Source organism: Flavobacterium lipolyticum, from assembly GCF_020905335.1.
In the GTDB taxonomy this organism is placed as follows: Bacteria; Bacteroidota; Bacteroidia; order Flavobacteriales; family Flavobacteriaceae; genus Flavobacterium; species Flavobacterium lipolyticum.
The window spans coordinates 2,057,212-2,081,784 of sequence record NZ_JAJJMN010000001.1 but is presented as its reverse complement, the minus strand read 5'-3'; the positions used below and the strand labels follow the sequence as shown (position 1 = coordinate 2,081,784).

Below are 24,573 nucleotides of genomic sequence, written 5' to 3'. Positions count from 1 at the left end.
ACTCTAATATGTCTATTCTTAACCGATTTTTAATCTGTTTCCTTTTAATTTCAGTTCAGGCCTTTTCTCAAAAAGAAAAAAAATCTTCCTTTCAGGTAGTTCCGTTAGGCATAAAAGGAGGAATAGATGAGAAGAATCTTTCAGCCTATTTAGTTGCCCCTACTCACACCAATGATTTTATCTGTTTAGATGCCGGAACTGTGAATGCCGGAATTGAAAAAGCAATTGAAAACAAGGTTTTTAAAGTTTCAACCAGCGAAGTTTTACGAAAATACATTAAAGGTTATTTTGTTTCTCATGCCCATTTAGATCATGTTTCGGGTTTAATTATAAACTCTCCTGCTGATTCTTCCAAGACGGTTTATGCCACTGAAAAATGTATGGAAATGATGGAAAATCACTATTTCAATGATCAAACCTGGGCCAATTTTGGAGATAAAGGTCCCGGAACTCCATTAAAAAAATACCATTTTCAGACTTTAAATATCGGAGAAGAAATTCCGATTACCAATACCACGATGACGGCAAAAGCATTTCCGTTAAGTCATGTGAATCCGTTTGAAAGCACTGCCTTCTTAATTAAAAATGGTGAATCGTATATACTCTATCTGGGAGATACCGGTCCTGATGCTGTAGAGAAAAGCGATAAATTAAAGTCTCTTTGGACAGCAATTGCGCCTTTGATCAAAAGCAAACAATTAAAAGGTATTTTTATTGAGGTTTCTTTCCCAAATGAACAACCGGATCAGTTTTTATTCGGACACCTGACTCCAAATTATCTCATGAAAGAGCTTCATGTCTTAGAAGAATTAGCAGGAAAAGGTACTTTGAATGGTTTTCCTATTATTGTGACTCATCTAAAGCCACCCACTAAAAATATTATAAAACTTAAAGAACAGCTGCAAAAACAAAATGCCTTAGAGGTTAAAATTATTTATCCTGAACAAGGAAAAAGATTTGAATTGTAAATAGTTTTGTAGGTATTTTTCTATAAATTTACTAAGCTAATTTTTTAATAATGAAAATTGTTTGGTCAACAAAAGCTAAATATACTTTTTATACAACACGTAATTATTTAATTCAATATAGAAATACTGAAATCGCACAAAAATTTGTGAATGAAGTTTTACGAAGTACTAATTTAATTTCGAAAAATCCCCATTTAGGAAAGTTTAGGTATGATTTAGAATGTAATGAAATATTTATTACATTCTAAATCACTCTATTATGTAATTAACGAGGACTTCATTCATTTAATTCGGTTTTATGATAACCGTCAAAGACCGGCGACAATTTTAGACCTTTTTTAAATTATTCCTTTTCTCTTTAATTCAAGTAGCATGTCTTCATGTGTCATAAAATTACCCTCTTCAAACTCTCGTTTGGCTTGTTCAATATCAGTCTTGAGCTCTAATCTGAAATTTTCTTCGGGAGAAAGTATTTTTGCTATAGACAATACTTCATCCGGAGTGAAAGTCTGAGATTTTAGTTTTCGATAGAAAGTCGGACTTGGAATACCAACTTTCTCGATAATATAATTTTTTTTATATGGAGATTTATCAATTAAATTTTCAATACTGTTCACAATATTCATGTAGGTAATTATTTCCTGTATCATTTTTGATATATTTTTACATCGTTTATAATACAAATATAGATCAAATACGAATGTAACTTATTTATTTGCCATAAAAATAAAACCCGACAGGTTTTAAAAACTTGTCGGGTTGAATAAGTATACGTTTATTTCTTTGCCACAAATCTGGGATCCGATTCCATTACAGTACCGCAGTTATCGCAGGTTCTCAACTCTAACGAATTATAGAAATGTTCGAAATGCGGCAGAAAGTCTTTTTCAATATTATGCAATTCAAAAAGCACCTCATACAATTTATGATTGCAATGATCACAATGCCAAAGCAGTCCGTCTGTATATCCTTTTCCTGCACGTTTGCGTTCAATTACCAATCCAATTGAACCTTCGGAACGAACAGGTGAATGAGGAACTTTTGCCGGATGAAGATACATGTCACCTGCATGTAAATCCATTTCCTTTCGTTCGCCATCTTCCTGAATAATAACTTTTATACTGCCTTCCAGCTGATAAAAAAGCTCTTCGGTTTCGTTATAATGATAATCTTTTCGGGCATTCGGACCCGCAACAATCATCACGATATAATCACCGGAATCAACATAAAGATTTTTATTCCCAACGGGGGGTTTTAGTAAATGACGGTTCTCATCGATCCACTTTGTTAGATTGAAAGGTTTAGCTATTGCCATTTTTAAAGGTAGTAAGTTTCTAAGTAGCTAAGTTAAGGAAAAGTTTTCAGTTGGAGTGCCAGTTTTCAGTCTCAGTCTCAGTCTCAGTCTCAGTTCTCAGTCTCAGTTCTCAGTCTCAGTTCTCAGTCTCAGTTCTCAGTCCCAGTCTCAGTCCCAGTCTCAGTTTACAGTGATCAACTGAGACTCAAAACTGAAAACTGCGACTTACTTAACCTCTTTGATCAAATAGATATAAACCGGAAAATGGTCACTAAATCCAACTTCTGTCAAACTATGTCGCAGCGGATACCCTTTATACGGTCCGGAACTCTGAACCAGAAAAGTTTTATTGAAAATTCCCGCTTTCCAAAAGTTAAAAGTTGAAAAATCAGATGGTATAAGTGACTTTGTAATGATGATCTGATCAAAAATATCCCAGGAATCTCTAAATGCAATTGTGCCCAAACCTTTATCGAGCATTGCTGCAAAGGGATTAAAAAGCCCGAATTCCTCCACCTCTGATTTTTTTGTCTTTGCACCCAAAACATTTTTTATACTTTTATTAAAGGGACCATCATTCAAATCACCCATTGTAATCACTTTAGCATTGGGATTTATTTGCTGTAGCGAATCGATAATTCTTCTGTTTAAACTTCCTGCAGCTTCCCGAAAAACACTGCTTGCTTTCTCCCCTCCTGATCTGGATGGCCAGTGATTGACAATAATATGAATTTCCTCTCCTTCTAAAAATCCTGAAATTAAAAGCTGATCTCTGGTAAAAACACGATTCTTATCATCGGTTTTAATATCGATATCATGATCCTGCTGTTCGACTTCCGCTTTTTTATCAGAATTTTTTTTTAGATAAATACGCAGCGGAATATTGGAATATGACGTGGGTCTAAAGTATTTTCTCTGATATAAAAGCGCAACATCTATTCCTCGCTTATCCGGCGAATCAAAATGAATGATTCCATAGTCAAAAAGGAGTAAATTCGGTTGTTTCACCAGATCTTCGAGAACCGTGCGATTTTCAATTTCGGCACCGCCAATTAGTACGGGAGCATTTGAGTTATCCGGCCTTCCAATTTCAGATAATACTCGGGACAGGTTTTTTAATTTCTTTTCGTATTTTTCCATCGTCCAATGCTGAGTCCCATTGGGTGTCCATTCATTATCATTGGTAGTGACATCATCATTAGTATCGAAGAGATTCTCAAAGTTGTAAAATGCAATAGTATGGATCGCATATTTTTTTGGCTGTGCCTGAAAAATTGTAAAAGATAAAAAAGCGAGACTACAGAATTGAAAAGAAATTACTCTCATAAACTTAACTCTTTAAAAGATTCAATTTAAACAATTAAATCATATTGTAAGAATTTTCTAATGTTTTTATTTTTTAAAATATCTATATTTGTTTTATCTTTACGAATGAATCAGCAGAAAAACATGAAAGCGAGCACCCCTCAATACTACAGAAACTACTTTTCTATTTATAAACTCGTATTTCTTATTTTTGCTTTACAATCCATCCACTGTCAATCACAACAAAACATGATAACACCACCTTATTTACAAAAAGGAGATACTGTAGCCATTTTAGCAACAGCAAGAAAAAATATAGACGATAATCTGAAACCTACTATAGATTTATTACACAGCTGGGGCCTTGAAGCCGTAGTTGGAAGTACTATTGGTTTAGATTTTAACCAACTGGCCGGTACCGATGAACAACGTGCTGCCGACTTTCAAAAACAGTTAGACAATCCAAATATCAAAGCAATCTGGTGCGTTCGCGGAGGTTATGGAACGGTGAGAATGATCGATTTACTTGATTTTACCAAATTCAAACAACACCCTAAATGGATTGTTGGTTTTAGTGACGTTACCGTTCTGCACAATCATTTGAATACGATGGGCTATCAGTCCATTCACGGGATCATGCCTGTAACGGTTCCAAGAGCTACTCCAGCTGCGGTCAGTTCAATGAAATCTGCCTTGTTTGGTGAACCTATTTCTTATACTATTGCTCCGGATAAAATGAACCGCTTTGGAAACGCAACCGGAGAATTAGTAGGTGGTAATTTATCTATTTTATACAGTTTGTTAGGTTCTCCTTCGGCAATTGACTGTAAGGATAAAATTTTGTTCCTTGAAGACCTGGACGAGTATCTTTATCATATCGATCGAATGATGATGAATTTGAGACGTAACGGATGTATCGAAAACCTAAAAGGAATTGTTGTTGGAGGCATGACCAAAATGAAGGATAACGAAGTTCCATGGGGGAAAAATGCGGTCGAAATTGTAGATGATGTGACCAAAAAGTACAATATTCCTGTAATTTTTAATTTCCCAGCCGGGCACATTCAGGACAATAGGGCCTTAATTATGGGAAGTACCGTTACTGTAAATGTAAATGAAAGCGGAAGTACGGTTACTTTTCAAAAATAATAGCATCTGAGATTTTTTCTCTAAAGAGTTTTAAATACCACCAATCATAATCTCGCACAAACGCGAAGTCGCAAAGTTATATTCCTTTCTTTGCAACTTCGTGTCTTTGCATGCAAATTACTCCTTACAGCGTAAAAAAATCACAACCCGCAATTCATAGTTAAAAGATGGCAGAACACAACGAACTTGGGAAAAAAGGTGAAGATCTTGCTGTGGAATATCTGGAGCAAAACGGATACAAAATTCTCGATCGAAACTGGACTTTTCAAAAGGCCGAAATTGATATTATCGCTGAGAAAGAATCTATTTTGGCCATCATTGAAGTAAAAACAAGATCGACTCTGAATTTTGGTTTACCGCAAGATTTTGTGAAACCTAAAAAAATTCAACTGCTGGTAAAAGCCGTAAATGCCTATATAAACGATAGGGAAATAGATATTGAAGTCCGTTTTGACATCATCGCGATACACAAAAAAAAGGAAACATTTGCAATTGAACATATTACAGACGCTTTCTTCCATTTTTAACATAATTTTATATTGTTATATTTGTAACAAATTGTTTTTTTATTTATATTCGCGAGGTTTTATAACACAAAATTAACTACACCCAACCAATTAAGTTACAAAAAAAAAAGAAAAAAACTATGAAAACCGTTTCTTCAATCGTCGAGAATTACATTAAAACAAAACCCTTTTTATTAAATGCGCTATCGCTTGGAATCATCAACCTCACTTCTCTTTCACGGAACATTATGACCGAATTAGAAAGTGAATTTGGTAAAGAAGTAAAACAAGGCGCTGTTGTAATGTCATTGAAACGACTCACAGAAGAATTGGATTTTAAACTGAATCATAAAATCAATAAAGTAATTAAGAATATAGGCGAAATCACTGTTCGATCTGAATTGACGGATTACACTTTTGCCGCTTCCGAAACTGTTTTGAACAAACAGGCTGATTTAATTTCTGACATTAATGCTTTATCTGATATCTTTTATACCTCATCACGCGGAGTAAACGAAACCAATATTGTGGTAAGCAGCAGTGTAAATCATTTGGTTGAAAAACACTTTATGCGCGAGAAACTTATTCAGAAGTTAGACAACCTGGCCTCCATAACTGTAAAATTACCAAAAGAAAACATCGTGGTTCCAGGAATCTATTACTTCATTTTCCAACGTTTAGCATGGGAAGGAATTATTATCAATGAAGTCATTTCGACTTCAAATGAATTCACCATTTTAGTTGGTGAAGATCAGGTTGATGTTGCTTTCAAAGTAATTAAGGATCTGAAAAACTAGATTTAAATTAGCACTAAAAGAATCTTTAGAAATGCTTTCAGCCTACAATCCTTTTATCTTTTAATAGAAGATAAAAGGATTTTTTTATGATTAGAAAACAACATTATTCCCAAATCTATTGCTCTGAAAGAGCCTCAGCAACAGTATGGTGCAACACACTATGAATAATAAAAAGGATCATTTATGCCCTGAAAGGGCAAAAGCCTGATCACAAAGAAAAGAAATCATACTCTTTTGTGTGTTTTTTTTTAAATTGATCTGTTCCTTATTAAAATCCATACCTGGTTTTGCCCTTTCAGGGCGATATTTATACTTAATTTATACTATAGCACGTTGCACCATGCTATTGCTTTTGGGCTTTCAGCTCTTTTTTAATCCTCTCGAATGCTTATGTCAAGGGGGAAACATAATAAATAAATTTACTCAATGCATGAACTGTTGTCCTAATCTGTGAATATTTACACGTCTTCTGGCAATCTCCTTTAAAACTAATCAATATAATTTTCTAACTTAAAATGCGTTAGGGATGGCAGCGATATCCTTTTGCGGCAGCTGAAATTTTTTCAATTTCCCAAAATCTCTTGTCGCAAAAGATTTAGCGTACAGCCCGACCCGAAGGGTAACGCCCTAACTTTTATAATAATTTTACCCGTCCTTATATAGGTACTAAAAATAAAACCCGACAGTTTTTTGAAATCTGTCGGGTTTAGAATATTATACCTTTTAAAATTATTATTCACCCAATAATTCCATCAACTCCAATGCTCGTTTCGTAGATTTTACATTATCAAAAGTCAATAAAAGGCGTAAACCGTTAGGAGTTTGTTTTTCTTTCATCTGACAAAGATTACTATGAGTCTGTACAAATTTGATCACTTTATGGAAACGCTTCGATTGGTAATAATCAGATTGTTGGTCTGAAACAAAATAACCGATCATTTTGCCTTTCTTCATCACTAATTTCTCAATACCTACACTTGTTGCAATCCATTTGATGCGAATACTATTCATCAAGGCATTGGCACGTGGCGGCATCGGACCAAAACGGTCAATTAATTTATTTTGAAAGATTACCAGTTCTACCTCATTTTTCACACCGCCCAACTCGTTGTATAAACTCAAACGTTCGGTGACATTGTTGATGTATTCATCAGAAAATAACAACTCAAAATCAGTATCGATTTGCAGATCTTTTACATATTCCTTGGTTTCAATATCGTTCTCTTCCGGATATAAGTCCTTGAATTCATTCTCCTTCAATTCTTCAATGGCCTCATTCATGATTTTTTGGTAGGTATCAAATCCAATTTCATTAATGAAACCGCTTTGTTCTCCACCTAATAAATCTCCTGCTCCACGAATTTCAAGATCTTTCATCGCAATGTTAAAACCACTACCTAGTTCGCTAAACTGCTCTAAAGCCTGAATACGTTTTCTGGCATCCTCAGTCATAGAGGAATAAGGCGGACAGATGAAATAACAAAATGCTTTTTTATTGCTTCGGCCTACTCTTCCTCGCATTTGGTGCAGATCGGATAATCCGAAATTATTGGCATTGTTGATGAAAATGGTATTGGCATTTGGTACGTCCAAACCACTTTCGATAATTGTTGTGGCTACCAGGACATCGAAATCGCCGTTCATGAAACCCAGCATCAATTCTTCGAGTTTCGCACCCTCCATTTGACCGTGGCCGATTCCAACTCTGGCATTTGGTACCAAACGCTGAATCATACCGGCAACTTCTTTTATGTTTTCGATTCGGTTATTGATGAAGAAAACCTGTCCGTTACGCTGAATTTCATACGAAATAGCATCGCGGATTATTTCTTCATTAAACCCAACAACATTGGTTTCTATAGGATATCGGTTTGGCGGAGGGGTCGTAATAACAGACAAATCTCTCGCTGCCATTAACGAAAACTGAAGCGTTCTCGGGATTGGCGTTGCCGTTAAGGTTAGGGTATCGACATTCGCAGCAATGGTCTTAAGTTTATCTTTTACGTTTACTCCAAACTTTTGTTCCTCGTCGACAATCAACAAACCAAGGTCTTTAAAAACTACATTTTTATTGACTAATTGGTGTGTTCCAATCACAATATCCAGTTTCCCTTCTGCCAAATCTTTTAAAGTTTGTGCTTTCTGTTTAGCAGTTCTAAAGCGGTTCATATAACCAATGGTAACCGGCATGTCTTTCAAACGTTCTGAAAACGTACGATAATGCTGGTACGCCAAAATGGTGGTCGGAACCAAAACGGCTACCTGTTTACTATTGTCTACTGCCTTAAAGGCCGCACGAATCGCTACCTCTGTTTTTCCAAAACCTACATCACCACAAACTAAACGATCCATCGGACGATCGCTTTCCATATCCGCTTTGACTTCCTGAGTCGATTTAGTTTGATCCGGTGTGTCTTCGTATATAAACGAACTTTCTAATTCGTTCTGCAAATAACTGTCCGGTGCAAACTGAAACCCTTTTTCCAGACGTCGTTTCGCATACAACTGAATTAAATTGAAGGCAATATGTTTGACCCGCGCTTTGGTTTTTTGTTTTAAAACTTTCCAGGCGTTTGATCCCAGTTTATAGATTTTGGGAGGGGTTCCGTCTTTTCCGTTGTATTTGGAGATTTTATGAAGCGAGTGAATACTCACATACACTATATCATTATCGGCATAAACCAGTTTTATAGCTTCCTGCGTTTTACCTTCAACCTGAATTTTTTGCAGGCCGCCAAATTTTCCAATTCCGTGATCGATATGCGTTACATAATCACCAACCGAAAGCGCTGTTAATTCCTTAAGCGTAATATTCTGCTTTTTCGAATAACCGTTTTTGATATTAAATTTGTGATAACGCTCAAAAATCTGGTGATCGGTATAGGCCGTAATCTGACTTTCTTCGTCAATAAATCCCTGATACAAAGGAAGAACAACAGTATGATATTGTTTTCTAATGTTCTCGGAATTAGCTTCGTCTAAGGTTTCGAAAATATCATGAAAACGCTTGGCCTGAGTTTCATTCGAACAGAACAGATAATTTTTATATCCGTTAAAATGATTGTCGCTCAGGTTATTCAGCAGCAAATCAAATTGTTTGTTGAAAGAGGGCTGCGGGTGAATATGAAAATCGAATGTTTTTGTGATTTTAAAAACAGGTTTTGAAGCCAATTCGACTATCGAAAAATCTAAAGCGCGTTTGATAAATGAGCTTTGATTTAAGAATAGTTTTTCAGGTTCAGCCCGTTTTATTTCTTTTGAAAGTTTCTCGAAAGCTTCTTCGGCCCTGACGAATTGTTTGTCTAACTGAGTGAAAAGTCCTTCTGTATTTTGAATAAATAAGACGGTTCTCTCAGCAATATAGTCTAAGAAACTCTCTCTGTTTTCCTGAAAAAGTTTGTTCTCGACATTCGGGATTATCGTGATTTTTTTATGGGTTTCCACCGATAACTGTGTTTCGACATCAAAACTTCTGATGCTGTCTACTTCGTTACCAAAAAACTCAATTCGGTACGGATGATCGTTAGAAAACGAGAACACATCGACAATTCCGCCTCGAACAGAAAACTCTCCTGGCTCGGTAATAAAATCGACTCTTTTAAACTCATATTCAAACAAAACTTCGTTGATAAAATCTATCGAAATTTTATCGTTCAAAGCGACTTTCAACGTGTTTTTATCAAGTTCCCTGCGTGTCACTACTTTCTCAAAAAGCGCTTCGGGATAAGTAACAATCACTGCAGGTTTTTTACGGGAATTGATTCGGTTTAAAACCTCAGCACGAAGCAAAACATTGGCATTGTCTGTTTCATCAATTTGATACGGACGGCGAAATGACGCGGGATAAAACAGTACATCCTGTTCTCCGATCATTTGTTCGAGATCGTTCAAATAATAAGCCGCTTCTTCTTTGTTGTCTAAAATAACTAAAAAAGGCAATTCTGATTTTTTGAAAACAGCACGCAAAACAAATGAAACTGCTGACCCTAACAATCCGTTAAGATGCATTTTTATTTGTTTCTGTTCCAGTAATTGTGTGGCAATCTGCTGATTTTTTGGCAGATCATCATACAGGGTATATAAGGCGTTTTTACTCAACTTTTGGTGTGTTTGGATCTATATTTTTCCCCGGAATCGGAGCTGTAGTTTCGTTTGGGATAGCACGAGCGGTATCTAACATTCTTAAGAAATCTTCCTCACCTTCTTCTTTCGGAATTTTACTTTTTACATTAACAACATCCATCTGTCTTTCTAATGAAACCAACTCTTTGTTGATCTCACCAATTAAAAATGTCACTTTCTCTGAAGGAATCTGGTTCAGATGAATGAATAAATCCATCATTCTGACTTTGGTAATCAAAATAGAAATCCGGCTTCTGATCTGAGGAATATTAAATTCAGGAGGAATATTAGTATTTAAAGCCATTGCTTTTTTTGAAATCGCTGCTGACTTTTTTTGAAATGCTCCAATTGTTTTTCTGGGTTTATCTCTGAGTTCGTTCAAAAAGTCACGCCATTCAATCCATGAATTCACTTTTTGCTCCGAGATTTCGTTGATTGGCTCATCGATAAAAGACCAGCTTTTATTGATTTTATTAAAAATGACTTCGTTTTTCTTGGCTTCCTTTTCATTTTCAGCGCGGCGTTTTTCATCTTCATTCTGACATGAATTCAATACAAAAACAAAAAGCAAAAAAAGAGATATCTTATATTTCATTTGGTAAAACATTAAGCTACAAAGTTACAAAGTAATTTTACAATTACGAATTCTGATTTTTGGTACAAATTACATTATTTAGCTGCTATTGGACCGAAACAGGTTTAGAAATTCTTGGTTGTAAGACTTATGGAAAAATCCTGAATTCCTGATCGAAAATACTTATAATTTACAACTTGCGTTCCACATTCAACAGCGAATAATCTAAAAAAGAATCTTTATCATTGTTAAATTTACAATTTGTTCTCCTTAAAAGCGAAAACATTTGCGAAAACGTTATATTTGTCTCTCAAAAAAACTATTCAAAAAATGAATCCAAAAATATTAATCATCGGTGCCTGCGGTCAAATTGGGACGGAACTGACTCAAAAACTGCGCAAACTATACGGAACAGACAATGTAATTGCTTCTGACATTAGAAAATTAAATACTGACGTTGTAAATTCTGGTCCGTTTGAAGTAGTCAATGCTTTAGATTTCAACCAAATTGAGCATCTTGTTGAAGTGCATCAAATTACTGATATATATCTGATGGCGGCACTTTTATCGGCTACAGCCGAGAAAAACCCTGCATTTGCCTGGGATCTGAATATGAATTCATTATTTCATGTTTTAAATTTAGCCAAAGCCAAAAAGATAAAAAAGATATTCTGGCCTTCGAGTATTGCGGTTTTTGGACCTACTACACCTAAGGAAAACACTCCTCAATATACGGTAATGGAGCCTTCTACAGTTTACGGAATTAGTAAACAAGCGGGAGAAAGATGGTGCGAATACTACCATAATATTTACGGAGTTGATGTTCGAAGCATCCGTTATCCGGGCTTAATCAGCTGGTCGACGCCTCCTGGTGGCGGAACTACAGATTACGCTGTAGATATTTTTTACAAGGCTATTGCCGATAAAAAATACGAATGCTTTTTATCCTCTGAAACAAAAATGCCAATGATGTATATGGATGATGCAATTGATGCTACCATTAATATCATGAAAGCACCTGCAGAGAAAATCAAGATACATTCGTCATACAATTTAGCTGCAATGAGTTTCACTCCTACTGAAATTGCTGCAGAAATTAAGAAACATATTCCTGAATTCGAAATAACTTACAACCCTGATTTCCGTCAGAAAATTGCGGACAGTTGGCCGGCTAGTATTGACGATTCAGAAGCCAGAGAAGACTGGGACTGGAAACATACTTTTGATCTTGAAACGATGACAAAAGACATGTTAGAGCATTTAGGATAACATCTGCTTACAAAATAAAAAAACGCACAAATGTGCGTTTTTTTATGCTTCTCATTTGCTCACCAATATTCCCCATTAAACAGATGAAAGGAGATTTTTCTATTCTTCTTCATTTGGTTCCTTTTTGAGAAAATAATCTATTAATAAAAAAGTCCCGTTTACCATTTATTTCTAAAATTAAACGGGACTTTTTCATACTCCTTCTTTCTCCGGAATGGCTGTTTGCTTTTCGATCAATAAAACGGTCTTTTCTATTCTTTTCAGGAGTTTAAATATGGTGATGAAAGACACCGGATCTGCGCCGAGATTCTCCGAAATTAAAACCTTATCCGCTTTCCTTTTATCTTTAACGTCTACCAACGCATCTATACTAACATTATAAAAAACGGCTATTTTCTTTAAGTTTTTATAGGTTGGATAAAAGATATCGCTTTCCCATTTTCCATAAATTGTTTGTGAAACTTTCAGAATAATCGAAATCTCCTTTTGCGACATCCTTTTTTCTCCTCTTAATTTTTGCAGCTTAGTACCAAAAGTCATTTTGTTTTTTTTTGAAGCGAATATACTACAAATACATTTTTCCTTCCTTATTTAATTGTTAAAAATTATAAGAAAATTCTTGTTTTTGTTTTTTATAAATATTATGCCTTAAACACTATTGATACCTCCTCTTCATCACGCTCCAAACCAATGTAAAAACTATAATTGTAAAAAAGCAAAAAAGCCAAAGTGAGCAGAAACTAACTTTGGCTTTTTTTATATTTTAAAGTGACTATTATTTCACCTCATAAACATTATTCGCTGCTTTTACATCGGCCATTAATCCGCTTGGATCAATCGTGATTTTCTTAATGGCAGTTTTGTTCTTGTCTATTGTAAAACTGTAGTTCGATTGTGCCCAGGCCCAGTCGTCTAAAACGGTTCTTTTTACATTCGGGTTTGGATTTGGCTTGATAAAGTTCATCATTCTTAATGGAATGTAAAAACTCTCAGTAGTTCCGTCTGTATATTCCACTGTTAAATCAATCGGCATCGGCATTCTTCCAATTCTTTCTAAAGTGATATTGGTTTTTCCTGCATTATCCGCTACTTCTTTGATACCATAATCAATTGTATTGGTCGTTCCTGTCCAATCGATTAAATACCAATCTAATTCCGCTCCTGAAACTCTCTCCGCTGATCTTTTAATATCATTTGGAGTAGGGTGTTTGAATTTGAAATCATTGTAGTATCTTTTCAAAGTAGCATCTACATTATCTTTTCCAATTACATATTCTAATTGCGACAAGAAAAGACTTCCTTTTACATAAGAAGAAATACTATAAGGTCTGTTTTCATCGTAACGGTCTCCATGAGTGGTTTGTGGCTGCTCTTTTCCGGAATTAACCAAGCTGTAATAAGCTGCATAATTTCCTTTAAACGGATTCACTTCTTTTTTATCTCCTTTCAATTCATTCAAAGCACTGTCTTCGATGTAAGTGGTAAAACCTTCATCCATCCAAGGGTGTTTTGATTCGTTTGAAGCCAGAATATGCTGAAACCAGGAATGCCCTAATTCATGAGTTGCTGTTCCTAAAATTCCTTCAAGAGTTCCGTTTCCAAGCATTAGGGTACACATTGCATACTCCATTCCGCCATCTCCACCCTGAATAAAAGAGTATTGTTTGTACGGATATGCTCCCACTCTGTGGTTGTAATAATCCATTACTTTCACCATTAAAGGTTCTAATTGTTTCCAATTTGCAGTTGTTTTTGGATTGTTTTTGTAGAAGAAGTGCAAATCAACATCGTTTGGTCCTTTTACAATATCATGTGTGTATTCTTTATCTGCTGCCCAGGTAAAATCATGAACGTTTGGTGCAATAAAATGCCAGGTCAACGTTTTTGTTTTCTTTGGATAAGTAACGGTTACACCTGCATCTTCATAACCGTGACCTATTTGATTCTTATCCTGTAAATATCCTGAACCTCCGATAGTATAGTCTTTATCGATTGTAATTTTCACATCAAAATTCCCCCACACGCCATGAAATTCTCTGGCGATGTATGGATCTGCATGCCAGCCTTCGAAATCAAATTCGGCTAATTTTGGGTACCATTGCGACATTGACAATTCTACTCCTTCAGCATTATTACGTCCAGTACGACGAACCTGAACCGGAACTTGTCCGTCAAAATCTAAAGTAAAGGTTGTTTTAGAATTTGGTAAAATTGGTTTCGCCAATGTTACTTCTAAAATAGTTCCCGAAACTCTCGTTTGTGCCGAAACTCCATCTTGTTTAAAGTCTGAAACTTTTAAATACCCAATTTCATTTGGTTTTAAAGTTTCGATTCGGCTTTGTTTGGTTTCTTTACCGTCTGCGCCTTTTACTTTATTTACCATTCTTCCATCAGGATCTTTTATAGAATGCAAACGAGCATCCATTTCACTTCCCGGCTGAAATGCATTTAAAAATAAATGGTAATACACTTTCTTTAAAGTATCAGGAGAGTTGTTTGTGTACACTAACTCTTGTTTTCCTTTGTACTGATAGTTTTTTACATCCATGGAGACTTCCATTTTGTAATCGACATGTTGTTGCCAATAAGGAGCGCTTTGTGCAAATGCTGAGTTTAAACTCAAACTCAAAAAAGATAGTAGTAAAATTTTTCGCATGGTTATTTCAATCAAAATGGAAGAGCGCGAACTCTTCCATTACATTAGTATTCTGTTTTGTTTATTTTTTAGACATTTTTTCGGCCATCAATAAAGCATTGTAAGCGTTGACCATTTTAGCAGTTCTTGAAGATTCTGTCGAAGAAACTGCTACCGGTTTTACTTCAGGATTTGGATTTTCACCCAAAACTACCATTGACGGAAGTGCTACTCCTGAATCCATTAGGATTTGTTTAACCTGAGCTGCTTTTAATTTCGGATAGTATGAACGTATCAGTGCTGCAACTCCTGCTGCATTTGGAGCGGCCATTGAAGTTCCCTGCAGGTATTTGTATTTGTTGTTAGGTATTGTGGCATAAATTTCTTCACCCGGAGCAAAAACATCTACGTTTATTTTTCCGAAGTTCGAAAATCCAGCTACAACCGTTTCTCCATACTCTTTCTTCAGTGCTCCGATTGTGATTACATTATCAGCAAACTCTTTAACGTTATCTTCTGAGTCATTTGGATAATTGATGTTTTTGGTTTCATCAATATTGTATCCGTCATTTCCGGCTGCATGCACTATTAGAACATCTTTTTTTGCTGCATATTTTATTGCATCGTATACCCATTTTTTATGAGGAGAGAAACTTTTTCCGAAACTTCCGTTGATCACTTTTGCACCATTGTCAACTGCATAGCGAATCCCTAAAGCAATATCTTTATCGTACTCATCGCCATCCGGAACGGCTCTTACGGTCAGAATTTCTACATTATTAGCAACTCCGTCTCCCCCTAAATTATTCCCGCGAACCTGCGCAATGATTCCCGCTACGTGTGTTCCGTGAAGCGCTTCCTCTTTATCCGGACCAAAAACAATATTATTTCCATAACGTGTGTTTTTAATATCCTCCGGATTATCACCTACTATTTTTCTTCCGTCGAATTCTTTATTTAAGTTGTAATTCAACTGACCGTAAACCTGCTTGCTATACTCTTTTAACTCAGAATCAGGATCAAAAGTTGACCCTGCATTCGTTAAAATTTGAGTCATGATTTCTTTGCTCTGAGCTACTTTTGGATCTGTAGAAGTTATAGCATCTAAATCCTCAATTTTATAGGTTGTTTTATTAAGTTCTTTTTGTATCGTTTTATGAACTTCTAACAAAAAGTCAGATTGCTGTTTGTCGCGTAAAGCGTCTTCGTATTTCTTGGTGTATTGCGCCAAAGCCTCTTTATATTCGGGAGATCCGTCATCACCTTTTTTAACGACACGCGTTAATTCAAGATTTTCGTGAACAGCATTTCCTAAGAAATTCCATCCGTGAACATCATCAATAAATCCGTTTTTATCATCGTCGATTCCGTTACCCGGAATTTCTTTTGGATTCGTCCAGATCATCCCTTTCAGATCTTCATGTTCGATATCGACACCTGAATCTACAATTCCCACGATCACCTTCTTTCCGGTTTTCCCTTGCAGTAATTCAGCATAAGCTCTATCGACACTCATTCCCGGGATCGAATCTTTGATTAAATCAAGATGGCTCCATCTTTTTAATTCATTTTCTGAAACAGGAGCTTTCTTAACAACGGCTAAAGGAGCTTTGATAAAATCTTTTCTTGCCGATTCCTGTGCCTGTAAAGTAGTGCTGCAACCTGCCAAAACAAGTAATGCAAAAGCAGATAATTTGAGATGTTTCATAGGACTCATGTATCTAATAAGTATTCTAAAGTTAAATTATGGGTCTAAATTATGATTTTTTGTTACATAAAGCTAACGATTAACACTGTGTTATGATTTTTGCCTTAACATTTAAGAAACCTTAAGGCACTTGTAATCTTCATCTGAATCAAAAATCTTACACGATTTATTCTCTCAGAAAAACAGCACGTTAGGCGTACTCTTTTTTAATCTTTTAAAAGAACTATGGCCATTACGCCTTCCCGTAAGGAAATACAAATTAATTTTTATAGACTTGTGCGACCTAATGATAAATCCTCTCTATGAAGACAAAACTACTCTTATTGCTATTACTAGCAAACCTTTCCATTAATGCCCAGACTAATTTAGTCCCAAATGGTGACCTTGAAAATTGGTCTTCCTCATCACAACCCGATAACTGGTATCGCTATTTTAGTGGATTTATTTCTCAAAGTACAATCGCTCAAAAAGGTTCCTCGAGTACCAATATGAAGATTTCCAGCGGTACATTTAACTATATTAATAGCGAATTTTTTCCGGTAACAGCAAATAAAACATACCGAATAACGATGTACCACAAATTAGTTTCCGGTACATTTTCGAAACTTGATTTCAGTGTATATCATAAACCCGGTGCTTTTAAAGCTGAGATTATCAAAAAAACTGATGCCGTGTTTTCAAGCTCAGAATGGAGAAAAATCGAATTTGAGTATACCCCAACCGTAAGCGAAAACATAGAAATCGATATTTGGACCACAGGAACACAGAATTCTGAAATTTTAGTCGATAATGTTTCTGTTGTTGATATTGCTGATGTTCCTTTGCCATACACCCTAATACCTGATGTAAATTTTGAAAACAAGTTAATCGCATTAGGAATTGATTCCGGAACTGCTGATGGAAAGGTATTAACTTCAAAAGTTTCTACTATCACTGAAATAGATCTTTACAATAGCAATATTACTGACTTAACCGGAATTCAGGATTTTATCAATTTAAAGACCTTAGATTGCGGTGGCAATAAATTGTTAGCTTTAGATGTCACTAACAATACACAATTGACTACATTAAGGTGTAATGGAGGCAGCGGAAGCTCAACCACTAGGGGAGATGGTCAACTAACTAATTTAAATGTCTCTAAAAATACCTTGCTAACTTTTCTAGATTGCGGTAACAATCAAATTACAAATTTGAATATTTCTCAAAACACGTTATTAAAAACATTAATTTGTAATATTAATAGATTATCATCCTTAGATACCTCTAACAATATGCTACTAACGTTGGTGGATTGCGGCGCAAATGACATCAATACGCTAGATTTTTCTAACAGTGAATCTTTACAAATACTCCGATGTTCAGTTAATAAATTGACAACAATGAACATCAGTAATAATAGCAAATTAATTGAGTTAGATTGTATTTCTAATCTATTAACAAGTTTAGACATTTCTAAAAACCCAGCTTTAACACGTGTTCGCTGTGGATCCAATAAAAAGTTATCAAGCTTGAATTTAAAAAACGGAACAAATAAACTCCTGAAATTAACCCTTGCAAATATTATGTTTTGGGACAATCCAAATCTAAAATGTATCGAGGTTGATGATGTTGCTTATTCAGAAGCAAATTGGAGCGATGTGAAAGATGCTACTGCAACTTATTCTAATTCTTGTAAAACATTAGGTATTGATACCAACAATTTTGCAAAAGCAACAATCTATCCAAACCCAACTAAAGGCGAAGTAAACATTCAAAATGCAAGTTTAGAAAAAGCAACTGTTTATAACACTTTGGGGCAACTTCTAAAATCATTTACCTTAAATTCAAGTGACACCACTAATACGATCAATTTATCCGGTTTGCCAAGAGGCGTTTATTATATATACTTAATCAATGGAGATATTGCTTCGGCTAAAAAAGTAATTGTTGAATAATTATAATTTGTTAAACCAAAAAACCCCATTCGCTGCGGCGGATGGGATTTTTTATTTTTAAGCTTTTGCTAAAGAATTTCTTCGCAGGTAAATACTTCTTTTAAGCGAACACCTTTTTCAGTATGTTCTACCGTTATGATTTGATTGTGGGCATCATGTTCCAAAAACAAATAATAGTTGTTGTCTGCCGCTGCATTTAAAAACTTTGATTTCTCCGGCATTGTCAATAACGGCCTAGTATCGTAACCCATCACGTAGGGTAACGGAATATGCCCTGCTGTAGCCAGCAAATCGGCACAAAAAACAATCGTTTTATCCTGATACTTAATATGTGGAATCATTTGCTTTTCGGTATGGCCGTCCACATAATAAATTCCAAAATTCATTTCTTCAGAAAAGCCGAAATCACTTTCGGGACGCTTTATAAAATTCAGCTGTCCGCTTTCCTGCATAGGCAGAATATTCTCTGAAAGAAAAGAAGCTTTTTCACGGGCATTAGGTTTCGTTGCCCATTCCCAATGATTTTCATTCGTCCAAAACTTTGCATTTTTAAAAGCAGGCTCGTAAAAAGTCCGGTCTGAATTCCATTGAACACTTCCTCCACAATGGTCAAAATGCAAATGCGTCATAAAAACGTCGGTAATATCGTCTCTCTGAAAACCATATTTTGCTAACGATTTGTCTATCGAATGCGATCCCCACAGCGAATAATAGCCAAAAAACTTCTCCGATTGCTTGTCTCCCATTCCGGTATCAATCAAAATCAGACGATTTCCGTCTTCAATAAGCAGGCAGCGTGCTGCGATATCAATTAAGTTATTAGCATCGGCAGGATTGGTTTTGTTCCAGATGGTTTTAGGAACTACACCAAACATGGCGCCTCCATCTAACTTAAAATTTCCGGATTCTATAGGGTAAAGTTTCATGAGAATAAATTTTTAATAGGAAAACAAAACTAGGAAATACTATTTCATTTTTACAACAAACCATCATAAAGTCTTCAAAAAACAATAATAAAGTCTCATTCTTTTATCAATATAACATATATCTATTTTAACATTTGTTATAATAATGTGAACCGTTATGGAAAAAGGTTTTTAAGTCGTATCTTTGCCGATAATTTCATTTCAACATTGAAAGACAGCACTTTAAAATCGTAATCTTCGGATTACTATTTTTAAGAGCAAAATTGGAGTGAAAACAAAAACAAACACGATAAACAATGATAAAAGTTTCTGATACAGCCAAAAATAAAATCATCGATTTGATGAAAGAAGATGGTTTTGATGCTGCTAGCGACTACGTAAGAGTAGGCGTAAAAAGCGGTGGATGCTCTGGTTTGTCTTATGATTTAAAGTTTGACAAAACCAAAGGCGACGACGATAAAATATTCGTAGACAACGACATAACAATTGCAGTTGAAAAGAAATCATTTCTATATCTGGCCGGAACAATTCTTGAATTTTCAGGTGGATTAAACGGAAAAGGTTTTGTATTCAATAATCCGAATGCAAGTAGAACTTGTGGTTGTGGAGAATCTTTTTCACTATAAAATAATTAAACGATTGCAAAATTTAAAGATTTAAAAATTACAGAAGTGATGTTATTTAAATCCTTCAATTTTTGAATCTTTCAATAAAGAAACAATGAGCAAATACACAGAAGACGATTTAAAAATCGAACTCGAAACTAAAGAATACGAATACGGGTTTTATACTGATATTGAATCGGAGACCTTTCCTATTGGCTTAAACGAAGACATCGTAAGAGCAATTTCTCTTAAAAAAGAAGAACCAGAATGGATGACTGACTGGCGCATTGAAGCTTTTCGTGCCTGGAAAGAAATGATCGAACCGGAATGGGCAAATGTACATTATGCAAAACCAGATTTCCAAGCCATTTCATACTATTCTGCTCCAAAACAGGTAGATCCAAACAAAACTTTGGATGATGTAGATCCTGAATTATTAGAAATGTACAAAAAGTTAGGGATCTCTGTCGATGAACAAAAAATGATGAACAATGTCGCTATGGATATTGTAGTCGATTCTGTTTCTGTAGCTACGACCTTCAAAAAAACTCTTGCTGAAAAAGGAATTATTTTTTGCCCAATTTCAGAAGCTATAAAAGAACACCCTGAATTAGTTAAAAAATACTTAGGAACTGTTGTACCTCAAAAAGACAACTTCTATGCAGCATTAAACTCAGCCGTTTTCTCTGACGGAAGTTTTTGCTATATCCCAAAAGGTGTTCGTTGCCCAATGGAACTTTCCACTTATTTCAGAATCAATCAGGCAGGAACTGGTCAGTTCGAGAGAACACTAGTTATTGCTGATGAAGGAAGTTACGTTTCATACCTTGAAGGCTGTACCGCTCCAAGCCGTGATGAAAACCAATTGCACGCTGCTGTGGTTGAATTAATCGCTTTAGATGACGCTGAAATTAAATATTCTACCGTTCAAAACTGGTTCCCTGGAAACAAAGAAGGAAAAGGTGGTGTTTATAACTTCGTTACCAAAAGAGGTTTATGCGAAACAAACGCTAAAATTTCATGGACACAAGTAGAAACAGGTTCTGCTGTAACCTGGAAATATCCTTCTTGTGTATTAAAAGGAGACAACTCGGTTGGAGAATTTTATTCAATTGCCGTTACCAATAATTACCAACAAGCTGATACCGGAACTAAAATGATCCATTTAGGAAAAAATACTAAATCGACTATTATTTCTAAAGGTATCTCTGCCGGTAAATCCCAAAACAGTTACCGCGGATTAGTTCAGATTAGTCCAAGAGCTGAAAATGCCAGAAACTTTTCCCAATGTGATTCTCTTCTAATGGGAAACAATTGTGGTGCGCATACTTTCCCATATATCGAAAGTAAAAATCCATCAGCCAAAATAGAGCACGAAGCAACAACAAGTAAAATTGGAGAAGATCAGGTTTTTTATTGCAACCAGAGAGGTATCCCTACTGAAAAAGCAATCGCCCTAATTGTAAACGGTTTCAGTAAAGATGTATTGAACAAATTACCAATGGAATTTGCTGTTGAAGCTCAAAAATTATTAGAAATTTCTTTAGAAGGATCTGTTGGTTAATTGCGAGATGGAAGATAAAAAAGTAATCATTTTAGGTTCCTCTAGAAAAAACGGAAATACAACCAGAATCGCGGATGAAATTTCTAAAGAAACCGGAATAGAAGTAATTAATCTGAGTGATTATAATATTTCTTATTATGATTACGAAAGTAAAAACAGAGAAGATGATTTTTTTCCTTTAATAAAAGGTATCATCGAGAAGTATGACACTTTAATTTTTGCAACGCCTATATATTGGTACAATATGAGTGGAATCATGAAGGTATTCTTTGACCGCTTTTCGGATTTAATCCGAATTGAAAAAGAAACCGGAAGAAAACTCAGAGGGAAGAAAATTGGTGTGATCTCCAATTCACACGATAATGAAATTGAAGAGAGTTTTTACATTCCGTTCAAAAAATCAGCCGATTATCTAGGCATGGAATATTTAGGACACGCGCATTTTAATGCCAACATCCTAAACGAAACAACAAAAATAGAATTGACATTTATATAAAATAAAAAGACAATGTTATCAATAAAAAACCTTCACGCCTCAATTGGTGATAAAGAAATCCTTAAAGGAATTAATATAGAAGTAAAAGCTGGCGAAGTACACGCTATCATGGGACCAAACGGTTCAGGAAAAAGTACACTTTCGGCTGTAATTGCCGGAAACGAAAACTATGAAGTTACTGACGGAGAAGTTTTCCTTGACGGAGAAGATCTTGCTGATCTTGCTCCTGAAGAAAGAGCACACAAAGGAGTTTTCCTTTCTTTTCAATATCCTGTAGAAATTCCGGGAGTTAGCGTAACTAACTTCATGAAAACTGCCATCAACGAAACTCGTAAAGCAAATGGTCAGGAAGAAATGCCTGCAAACGAAATGCTGAAAGTGATTCGTGATAAATCGGAGTTGTTAGAAATCGACCGTAAATTTCTATCACGTTCTCTTAATGAAGGATTTTCCGGAGGAGAGAAAAAAAGAAATGAGATTTTTCAAATGGCAATGTTAGAGCCAAAATTAGCCATCCTTGACGAAACAGATTCTGGCCTTGATATCGACGCCCTTAGAATTGTTGCCAATGGTGTTAACAAATTGAAAAGCGACAAAAACGCCATCATCGTAATCACACACTACCAACGTTTATTAGATTATATCGTTCCGGATTTCGTTCACGTTCTTTACAACGGAAGAATCGTAAAATCTGGTGGAAAAGAACTAGCCTACGAATTGGAAGAAAAAGGATACGACTGGATTAAAGCAGAGAATTAATTTTTAGTTTCAAGTTTCATGTTTTTTTAGTTTCAAGTTGACTTATGTTTTGTAAGTTTAAACTTAAATTATTTAAACAGAAATTATGGCGACAATATCTCGATTTGAAGATTTAGAAATCTGGAAAGAAGCTCGACGATTAGCAAAAGAAATTCATCTTATTGCAGTTCATACAGAGTTAAAATCAGATTTTAGATTCAAAAATCAAATAAAAAGCTCTTCTGCTTCAGTGATGGATAACATTGCTGAGGGTTTCGAAAGGGATGGAAATTTAGAATTTAGACAATTCTTATCCATCGCAAAAGGTTCAGCCGGAGAAACAAGATCACAATTATACAGAATTTTTGATTTTGAATACATTTCAGAACAAAAATTTGAGGCTTTAAAAACAGATTATGAAAATTTAAGCGGTAAAATAAAAAACTTTATCTCTTATCTAAATAAAAAAGATTTCAAAGGAAATAAGTTTCAGTAGATTAAACGTGAAACTTTAAACCTGAAACAAAAGGATTCAAAGGAATTTAAGTTCCGGCAAACAACCTGAAACTTGAAACCTGAAACTCCAAAGGAAACAAAAGAAAAATGGATTTAAAAGAAAAATTAGTATCGTCTTTTATGGCTTTTGAAGAGCGTGTCGATGTACATTCAGATTTGCATGACATTCGCACCAAAGCACTAAAAAACTTTGAAAATAAAGGTTTCCCAACCAAAAAGGAAGAAGCTTGGAAATACACATCGTTAAACGCCATCTTAAAAAATGACTTTACGGTTTTTCCTAAGCAGGAAAGTGCCATCGAATTCAATCAGGTAAAGAAATATTTTTTACATGAAATCGACACTTATAAATTAGTGTTCATCGATGGTGTTTTTAGCTCGCATTTGTCTTCAACTACACATGACGGAATCGATGTTTGCTTAATGTCTTCGGCATTGACCAAACCAAAATATAAAATGATCATTGATACCTACTTCAATCAGATTGCAAGTAAAGACGATAGTTTGACTTCGTTGAATACGGCCTTTGCAAGTGAAGGAGCCTTCATCAATATCCCAAAAAAGAAAGTAGCCGACAAACCTATTGAAATTATGTATTTCTCTACAGGTAATGAAGCTGCATTAATGGTTCAGCCCAGAAATCTGATTATTGTTGGTGAAAACTCTCATGTTCAGATTATCGAGCGTCACCAGAGTTTGAATGAGAATCCCGTTCTCACCAATTCGGTTACAGAGATTTTCGCTCAAAAACGTGCCATTGTTGATTATTATAAAATTCAGAACGATAATAGCGAAGCGAATTTAGTAGACAACACTTACGTTTCTCAACAACAGGAAAGTCATGCTTATGTTCATACCTTTTCGTTTGGAGGAAACCTAACGCGTAACAACTTAAACTTTTATCATTTTGGTGAAAGACTGACAAGTACACTTAACGGAATCTCGATCCTAAACGACAAACAGCACGTTGATCATTATACCTTAGTGAATCACGCAACGCCAAATTGCGAAAGTTTCCAGGATTATAAAGGAATTTTCTCTGATCGTTCAACAGGAGTTTTCAACGGAAAAGTTTTAGTAGAGAAAGAAGCTCAAAAAACAAATGCTTTTCAAAAAAGCAACAACATTTTATTGAGTGACAAAGCTACGATCAATGCCAAGCCGCAATTGGAAATTTTTGCCGATGACGTAAAATGCTCTCACGGTTGTACGGTTGGACAATTAGACGAAACAGCAATGTTCTACATGCAATCCCGCGGAATCCCGAAAAAAGAAGCTAAAGCTTTATTGATGTACGCCTTCTCAAATGCTGTAATCGAAAGCATTAAAATACCGGAATTAAAACAACGAATTACTAAAATCATCGCTATGAAATTAGGCGTTAATTTAGGATTTGATTTGTAAAATAATTTAACCGCAATCCCGATAGCTATCGGGAGCAAAGAGTTACGCAAAGTTCGCAGGGTT

General features: G+C 35.3%; 21 protein-coding genes. 12 read left to right on the top strand and 9 right to left on the bottom strand.

Annotated features, from left to right (window positions below; genetic code table 11):
• Positions 1 to 8: 8 nt before the first annotated feature.
• Positions 9 to 968, top strand: coding sequence for an MBL fold metallo-hydrolase (locus LNQ34_RS09245; RefSeq protein WP_229999377.1), 960 nt, complete (start codon positions 9 to 11; stop codon positions 966 to 968).
• 338 nt (positions 969 to 1,306) lie between these two features.
• Here the strand turns inward: LNQ34_RS09245 and LNQ34_RS09240 are convergent, their stop codons facing one another.
• The 3 genes from LNQ34_RS09240 to LNQ34_RS09230 form a co-directional block, all read right to left on the bottom strand.
• Positions 1,307 to 1,618, bottom strand: coding sequence for a hypothetical protein (locus LNQ34_RS09240; RefSeq protein WP_229999376.1), 312 nt, complete (start codon positions 1,616 to 1,618; stop codon positions 1,307 to 1,309).
• Between the two features lie 125 nt (positions 1,619 to 1,743).
• The gene (locus LNQ34_RS09235) at positions 1,744 to 2,283 is read right to left on the bottom strand and encodes a 3-hydroxyanthranilate 3,4-dioxygenase (protein ID WP_229999375.1); all 540 of its coding nucleotides are present in this window, start codon (positions 2,281 to 2,283) and stop codon (positions 1,744 to 1,746) included.
• Positions 2,284 to 2,487: 204 nt separating this feature from the next.
• Positions 2,488 to 3,588, bottom strand: coding sequence for an endonuclease/exonuclease/phosphatase family protein (locus LNQ34_RS09230; RefSeq protein WP_229999374.1), 1,101 nt, complete (start codon positions 3,586 to 3,588; stop codon positions 2,488 to 2,490).
• Positions 3,589 to 3,816: 228 nt separating this feature from the next.
• Here LNQ34_RS09230 and LNQ34_RS09225 point away from each other — a divergent pair, with 228 nt between their 5' ends.
• From LNQ34_RS09225 to LNQ34_RS09215, 3 genes are all read left to right on the top strand, one after another.
• A complete protein-coding gene (locus tag LNQ34_RS09225) occupies positions 3,817 to 4,716 on the top strand; it encodes a S66 peptidase family protein (RefSeq protein ID WP_202703332.1) in 900 nt (299 codons plus the stop codon).
• Between the two features lie 167 nt (positions 4,717 to 4,883).
• Positions 4,884 to 5,243: a YraN family protein gene (locus LNQ34_RS09220; RefSeq protein ID WP_229999372.1), complete on the top strand. Its 360-nt coding sequence runs from the start codon at positions 4,884 to 4,886 to the stop codon at positions 5,241 to 5,243.
• Between the two features lie 119 nt (positions 5,244 to 5,362).
• Entirely contained in the window at positions 5,363 to 6,019 is a 657-nt protein-coding gene (locus LNQ34_RS09215; protein ID WP_008466087.1) for a hypothetical protein, read from the top strand.
• Positions 6,020 to 6,751: 732 nt separating this feature from the next.
• On the opposite strand, the gene mfd is transcribed toward LNQ34_RS09215, so the two are convergent.
• Both mfd and LNQ34_RS09205 read right to left on the bottom strand, forming a co-directional pair.
• On the bottom strand, positions 6,752 to 10,117 hold the full coding sequence (gene mfd / locus LNQ34_RS09210; protein ID WP_202703334.1) for a transcription-repair coupling factor: 3,366 nt from the start codon (positions 10,115 to 10,117) through the stop codon (positions 6,752 to 6,754).
• Positions 10,110 to 10,736, bottom strand: coding sequence for a hypothetical protein (locus LNQ34_RS09205; RefSeq protein WP_202703335.1), 627 nt, complete (start codon positions 10,734 to 10,736; stop codon positions 10,110 to 10,112). Before LNQ34_RS09205 ends, mfd begins: the two co-directional genes overlap by 8 nt.
• Before the next feature lie 309 nt (positions 10,737 to 11,045).
• Between LNQ34_RS09205 and LNQ34_RS09200 the strand changes: the two genes are divergently transcribed.
• Positions 11,046 to 11,984 (top strand): L-threonine 3-dehydrogenase, encoded by a 939-nt coding sequence (locus tag LNQ34_RS09200; protein ID WP_229999371.1) that lies wholly within the window; start codon positions 11,046 to 11,048, stop codon positions 11,982 to 11,984.
• A gap of 192 nt (positions 11,985 to 12,176) precedes the next feature.
• Here LNQ34_RS09200 and LNQ34_RS09195 read toward each other — a convergent pair whose 3' ends face one another.
• From LNQ34_RS09195 to LNQ34_RS09185, 3 genes are all read right to left on the bottom strand, one after another.
• Positions 12,177 to 12,524: a helix-turn-helix domain-containing protein gene (locus LNQ34_RS09195; RefSeq protein WP_202703337.1), complete on the bottom strand. Its 348-nt coding sequence runs from the start codon at positions 12,522 to 12,524 to the stop codon at positions 12,177 to 12,179.
• Between the two features lie 235 nt (positions 12,525 to 12,759).
• Positions 12,760 to 14,640 (bottom strand): M1 family metallopeptidase, encoded by a 1,881-nt coding sequence (locus LNQ34_RS09190; RefSeq protein ID WP_202703338.1) that lies wholly within the window; start codon positions 14,638 to 14,640, stop codon positions 12,760 to 12,762.
• A 61-nt stretch (positions 14,641 to 14,701) separates the two neighbouring features.
• Complete coding sequence (locus tag LNQ34_RS09185; RefSeq protein WP_229999369.1) at positions 14,702 to 16,336, bottom strand: S8 family peptidase; 1,635 nt, start codon at positions 16,334 to 16,336, stop codon at positions 14,702 to 14,704.
• Positions 16,337 to 16,629: 293 nt separating this feature from the next.
• Here LNQ34_RS09185 and LNQ34_RS09180 point away from each other — a divergent pair, with 293 nt between their 5' ends.
• Positions 16,630 to 18,261, top strand: coding sequence for a T9SS type A sorting domain-containing protein (locus tag LNQ34_RS09180; protein ID WP_229999367.1), 1,632 nt, complete (start codon positions 16,630 to 16,632; stop codon positions 18,259 to 18,261).
• A 68-nt stretch (positions 18,262 to 18,329) separates the two neighbouring features.
• Here the strand turns inward: LNQ34_RS09180 and LNQ34_RS09175 are convergent, their stop codons facing one another.
• Complete coding sequence (locus LNQ34_RS09175; RefSeq protein ID WP_229999366.1) at positions 18,330 to 19,187, bottom strand: MBL fold metallo-hydrolase; 858 nt, start codon at positions 19,185 to 19,187, stop codon at positions 18,330 to 18,332.
• Between the two features lie 296 nt (positions 19,188 to 19,483).
• Between LNQ34_RS09175 and LNQ34_RS09170 the strand changes: the two genes are divergently transcribed.
• From LNQ34_RS09170 to sufD, 6 genes are all read left to right on the top strand, one after another.
• Positions 19,484 to 19,813 (top strand): HesB/IscA family protein, encoded by a 330-nt coding sequence (locus LNQ34_RS09170; RefSeq protein WP_202703342.1) that lies wholly within the window; start codon positions 19,484 to 19,486, stop codon positions 19,811 to 19,813.
• Positions 19,814 to 19,907: 94 nt separating this feature from the next.
• Entirely contained in the window at positions 19,908 to 21,356 is a 1,449-nt protein-coding gene (sufB, locus tag LNQ34_RS09165; protein WP_229999365.1) for a Fe-S cluster assembly protein SufB, read from the top strand.
• A gap of 7 nt (positions 21,357 to 21,363) precedes the next feature.
• Positions 21,364 to 21,852 (top strand): flavodoxin family protein, encoded by a 489-nt coding sequence (locus LNQ34_RS09160; RefSeq protein WP_070906136.1) that lies wholly within the window; start codon positions 21,364 to 21,366, stop codon positions 21,850 to 21,852.
• A gap of 12 nt (positions 21,853 to 21,864) precedes the next feature.
• Complete coding sequence (gene sufC, locus LNQ34_RS09155; RefSeq protein ID WP_202703344.1) at positions 21,865 to 22,611, top strand: Fe-S cluster assembly ATPase SufC; 747 nt, start codon at positions 21,865 to 21,867, stop codon at positions 22,609 to 22,611.
• Between the two features lie 85 nt (positions 22,612 to 22,696).
• A complete protein-coding gene (locus tag LNQ34_RS09150; RefSeq protein ID WP_229999363.1) occupies positions 22,697 to 23,086 on the top strand; it encodes a four helix bundle protein in 390 nt (129 codons plus the stop codon).
• Between the two features lie 107 nt (positions 23,087 to 23,193).
• Positions 23,194 to 24,510 carry a Fe-S cluster assembly protein SufD gene (sufD, locus tag LNQ34_RS09145; RefSeq protein WP_229999362.1) on the top strand — a complete coding sequence of 439 codons (1,317 nt, stop codon included), beginning with the start codon at positions 23,194 to 23,196 and terminating at the stop codon, positions 24,508 to 24,510.
• Positions 24,511 to 24,573: the final 63 nt, after the last annotated feature.

Excerpts from the sequence above, each read along its gene's own strand:
- LNQ34_RS09245 (WP_229999377.1), top strand. The coding sequence starts at position 9 with ATGTCTATTCTTAACCGATTTTTAATCTGTTTCCTTTTAATTTCAGTT.
- LNQ34_RS09240 (WP_229999376.1), bottom strand. The coding sequence starts at position 1,618 with ATGATACAGGAAATAATTACCTACATGAATATTGTGAACAGTATTGAA.
- LNQ34_RS09235 (WP_229999375.1), bottom strand. The coding sequence starts at position 2,283 with ATGGCAATAGCTAAACCTTTCAATCTAACAAAGTGGATCGATGAGAAC.
- LNQ34_RS09230 (WP_229999374.1), bottom strand. The coding sequence starts at position 3,588 with ATGAGAGTAATTTCTTTTCAATTCTGTAGTCTCGCTTTTTTATCTTTT.
- LNQ34_RS09225 (WP_202703332.1), top strand. The coding sequence starts at position 3,817 with ATGATAACACCACCTTATTTACAAAAAGGAGATACTGTAGCCATTTTA.
- LNQ34_RS09220 (WP_229999372.1), top strand. The coding sequence starts at position 4,884 with ATGGCAGAACACAACGAACTTGGGAAAAAAGGTGAAGATCTTGCTGTG.
- LNQ34_RS09215 (WP_008466087.1), top strand. The coding sequence starts at position 5,363 with ATGAAAACCGTTTCTTCAATCGTCGAGAATTACATTAAAACAAAACCC.
- LNQ34_RS09205 (WP_202703335.1), bottom strand. The coding sequence starts at position 10,736 with ATGAAATATAAGATATCTCTTTTTTTGCTTTTTGTTTTTGTATTGAAT.
- LNQ34_RS09200 (WP_229999371.1), top strand. The coding sequence starts at position 11,046 with ATGAATCCAAAAATATTAATCATCGGTGCCTGCGGTCAAATTGGGACG.
- LNQ34_RS09195 (WP_202703337.1), bottom strand. The coding sequence starts at position 12,524 with ATGACTTTTGGTACTAAGCTGCAAAAATTAAGAGGAGAAAAAAGGATG.
- LNQ34_RS09190 (WP_202703338.1), bottom strand. The coding sequence starts at position 14,640 with ATGCGAAAAATTTTACTACTATCTTTTTTGAGTTTGAGTTTAAACTCA.
- LNQ34_RS09185 (WP_229999369.1), bottom strand. The coding sequence starts at position 16,336 with ATGAGTCCTATGAAACATCTCAAATTATCTGCTTTTGCATTACTTGTT.
- LNQ34_RS09180 (WP_229999367.1), top strand. The coding sequence starts at position 16,630 with ATGAAGACAAAACTACTCTTATTGCTATTACTAGCAAACCTTTCCATT.
- LNQ34_RS09175 (WP_229999366.1), bottom strand. The coding sequence starts at position 19,187 with ATGAAACTTTACCCTATAGAATCCGGAAATTTTAAGTTAGATGGAGGC.
- LNQ34_RS09170 (WP_202703342.1), top strand. The coding sequence starts at position 19,484 with ATGATAAAAGTTTCTGATACAGCCAAAAATAAAATCATCGATTTGATG.
- sufB (WP_229999365.1), top strand. The coding sequence starts at position 19,908 with ATGAGCAAATACACAGAAGACGATTTAAAAATCGAACTCGAAACTAAA.
- LNQ34_RS09160 (WP_070906136.1), top strand. The coding sequence starts at position 21,364 with ATGGAAGATAAAAAAGTAATCATTTTAGGTTCCTCTAGAAAAAACGGA.
- sufC (WP_202703344.1), top strand. The coding sequence starts at position 21,865 with ATGTTATCAATAAAAAACCTTCACGCCTCAATTGGTGATAAAGAAATC.
- LNQ34_RS09150 (WP_229999363.1), top strand. The coding sequence starts at position 22,697 with ATGGCGACAATATCTCGATTTGAAGATTTAGAAATCTGGAAAGAAGCT.
- sufD (WP_229999362.1), top strand. The coding sequence starts at position 23,194 with ATGGATTTAAAAGAAAAATTAGTATCGTCTTTTATGGCTTTTGAAGAG.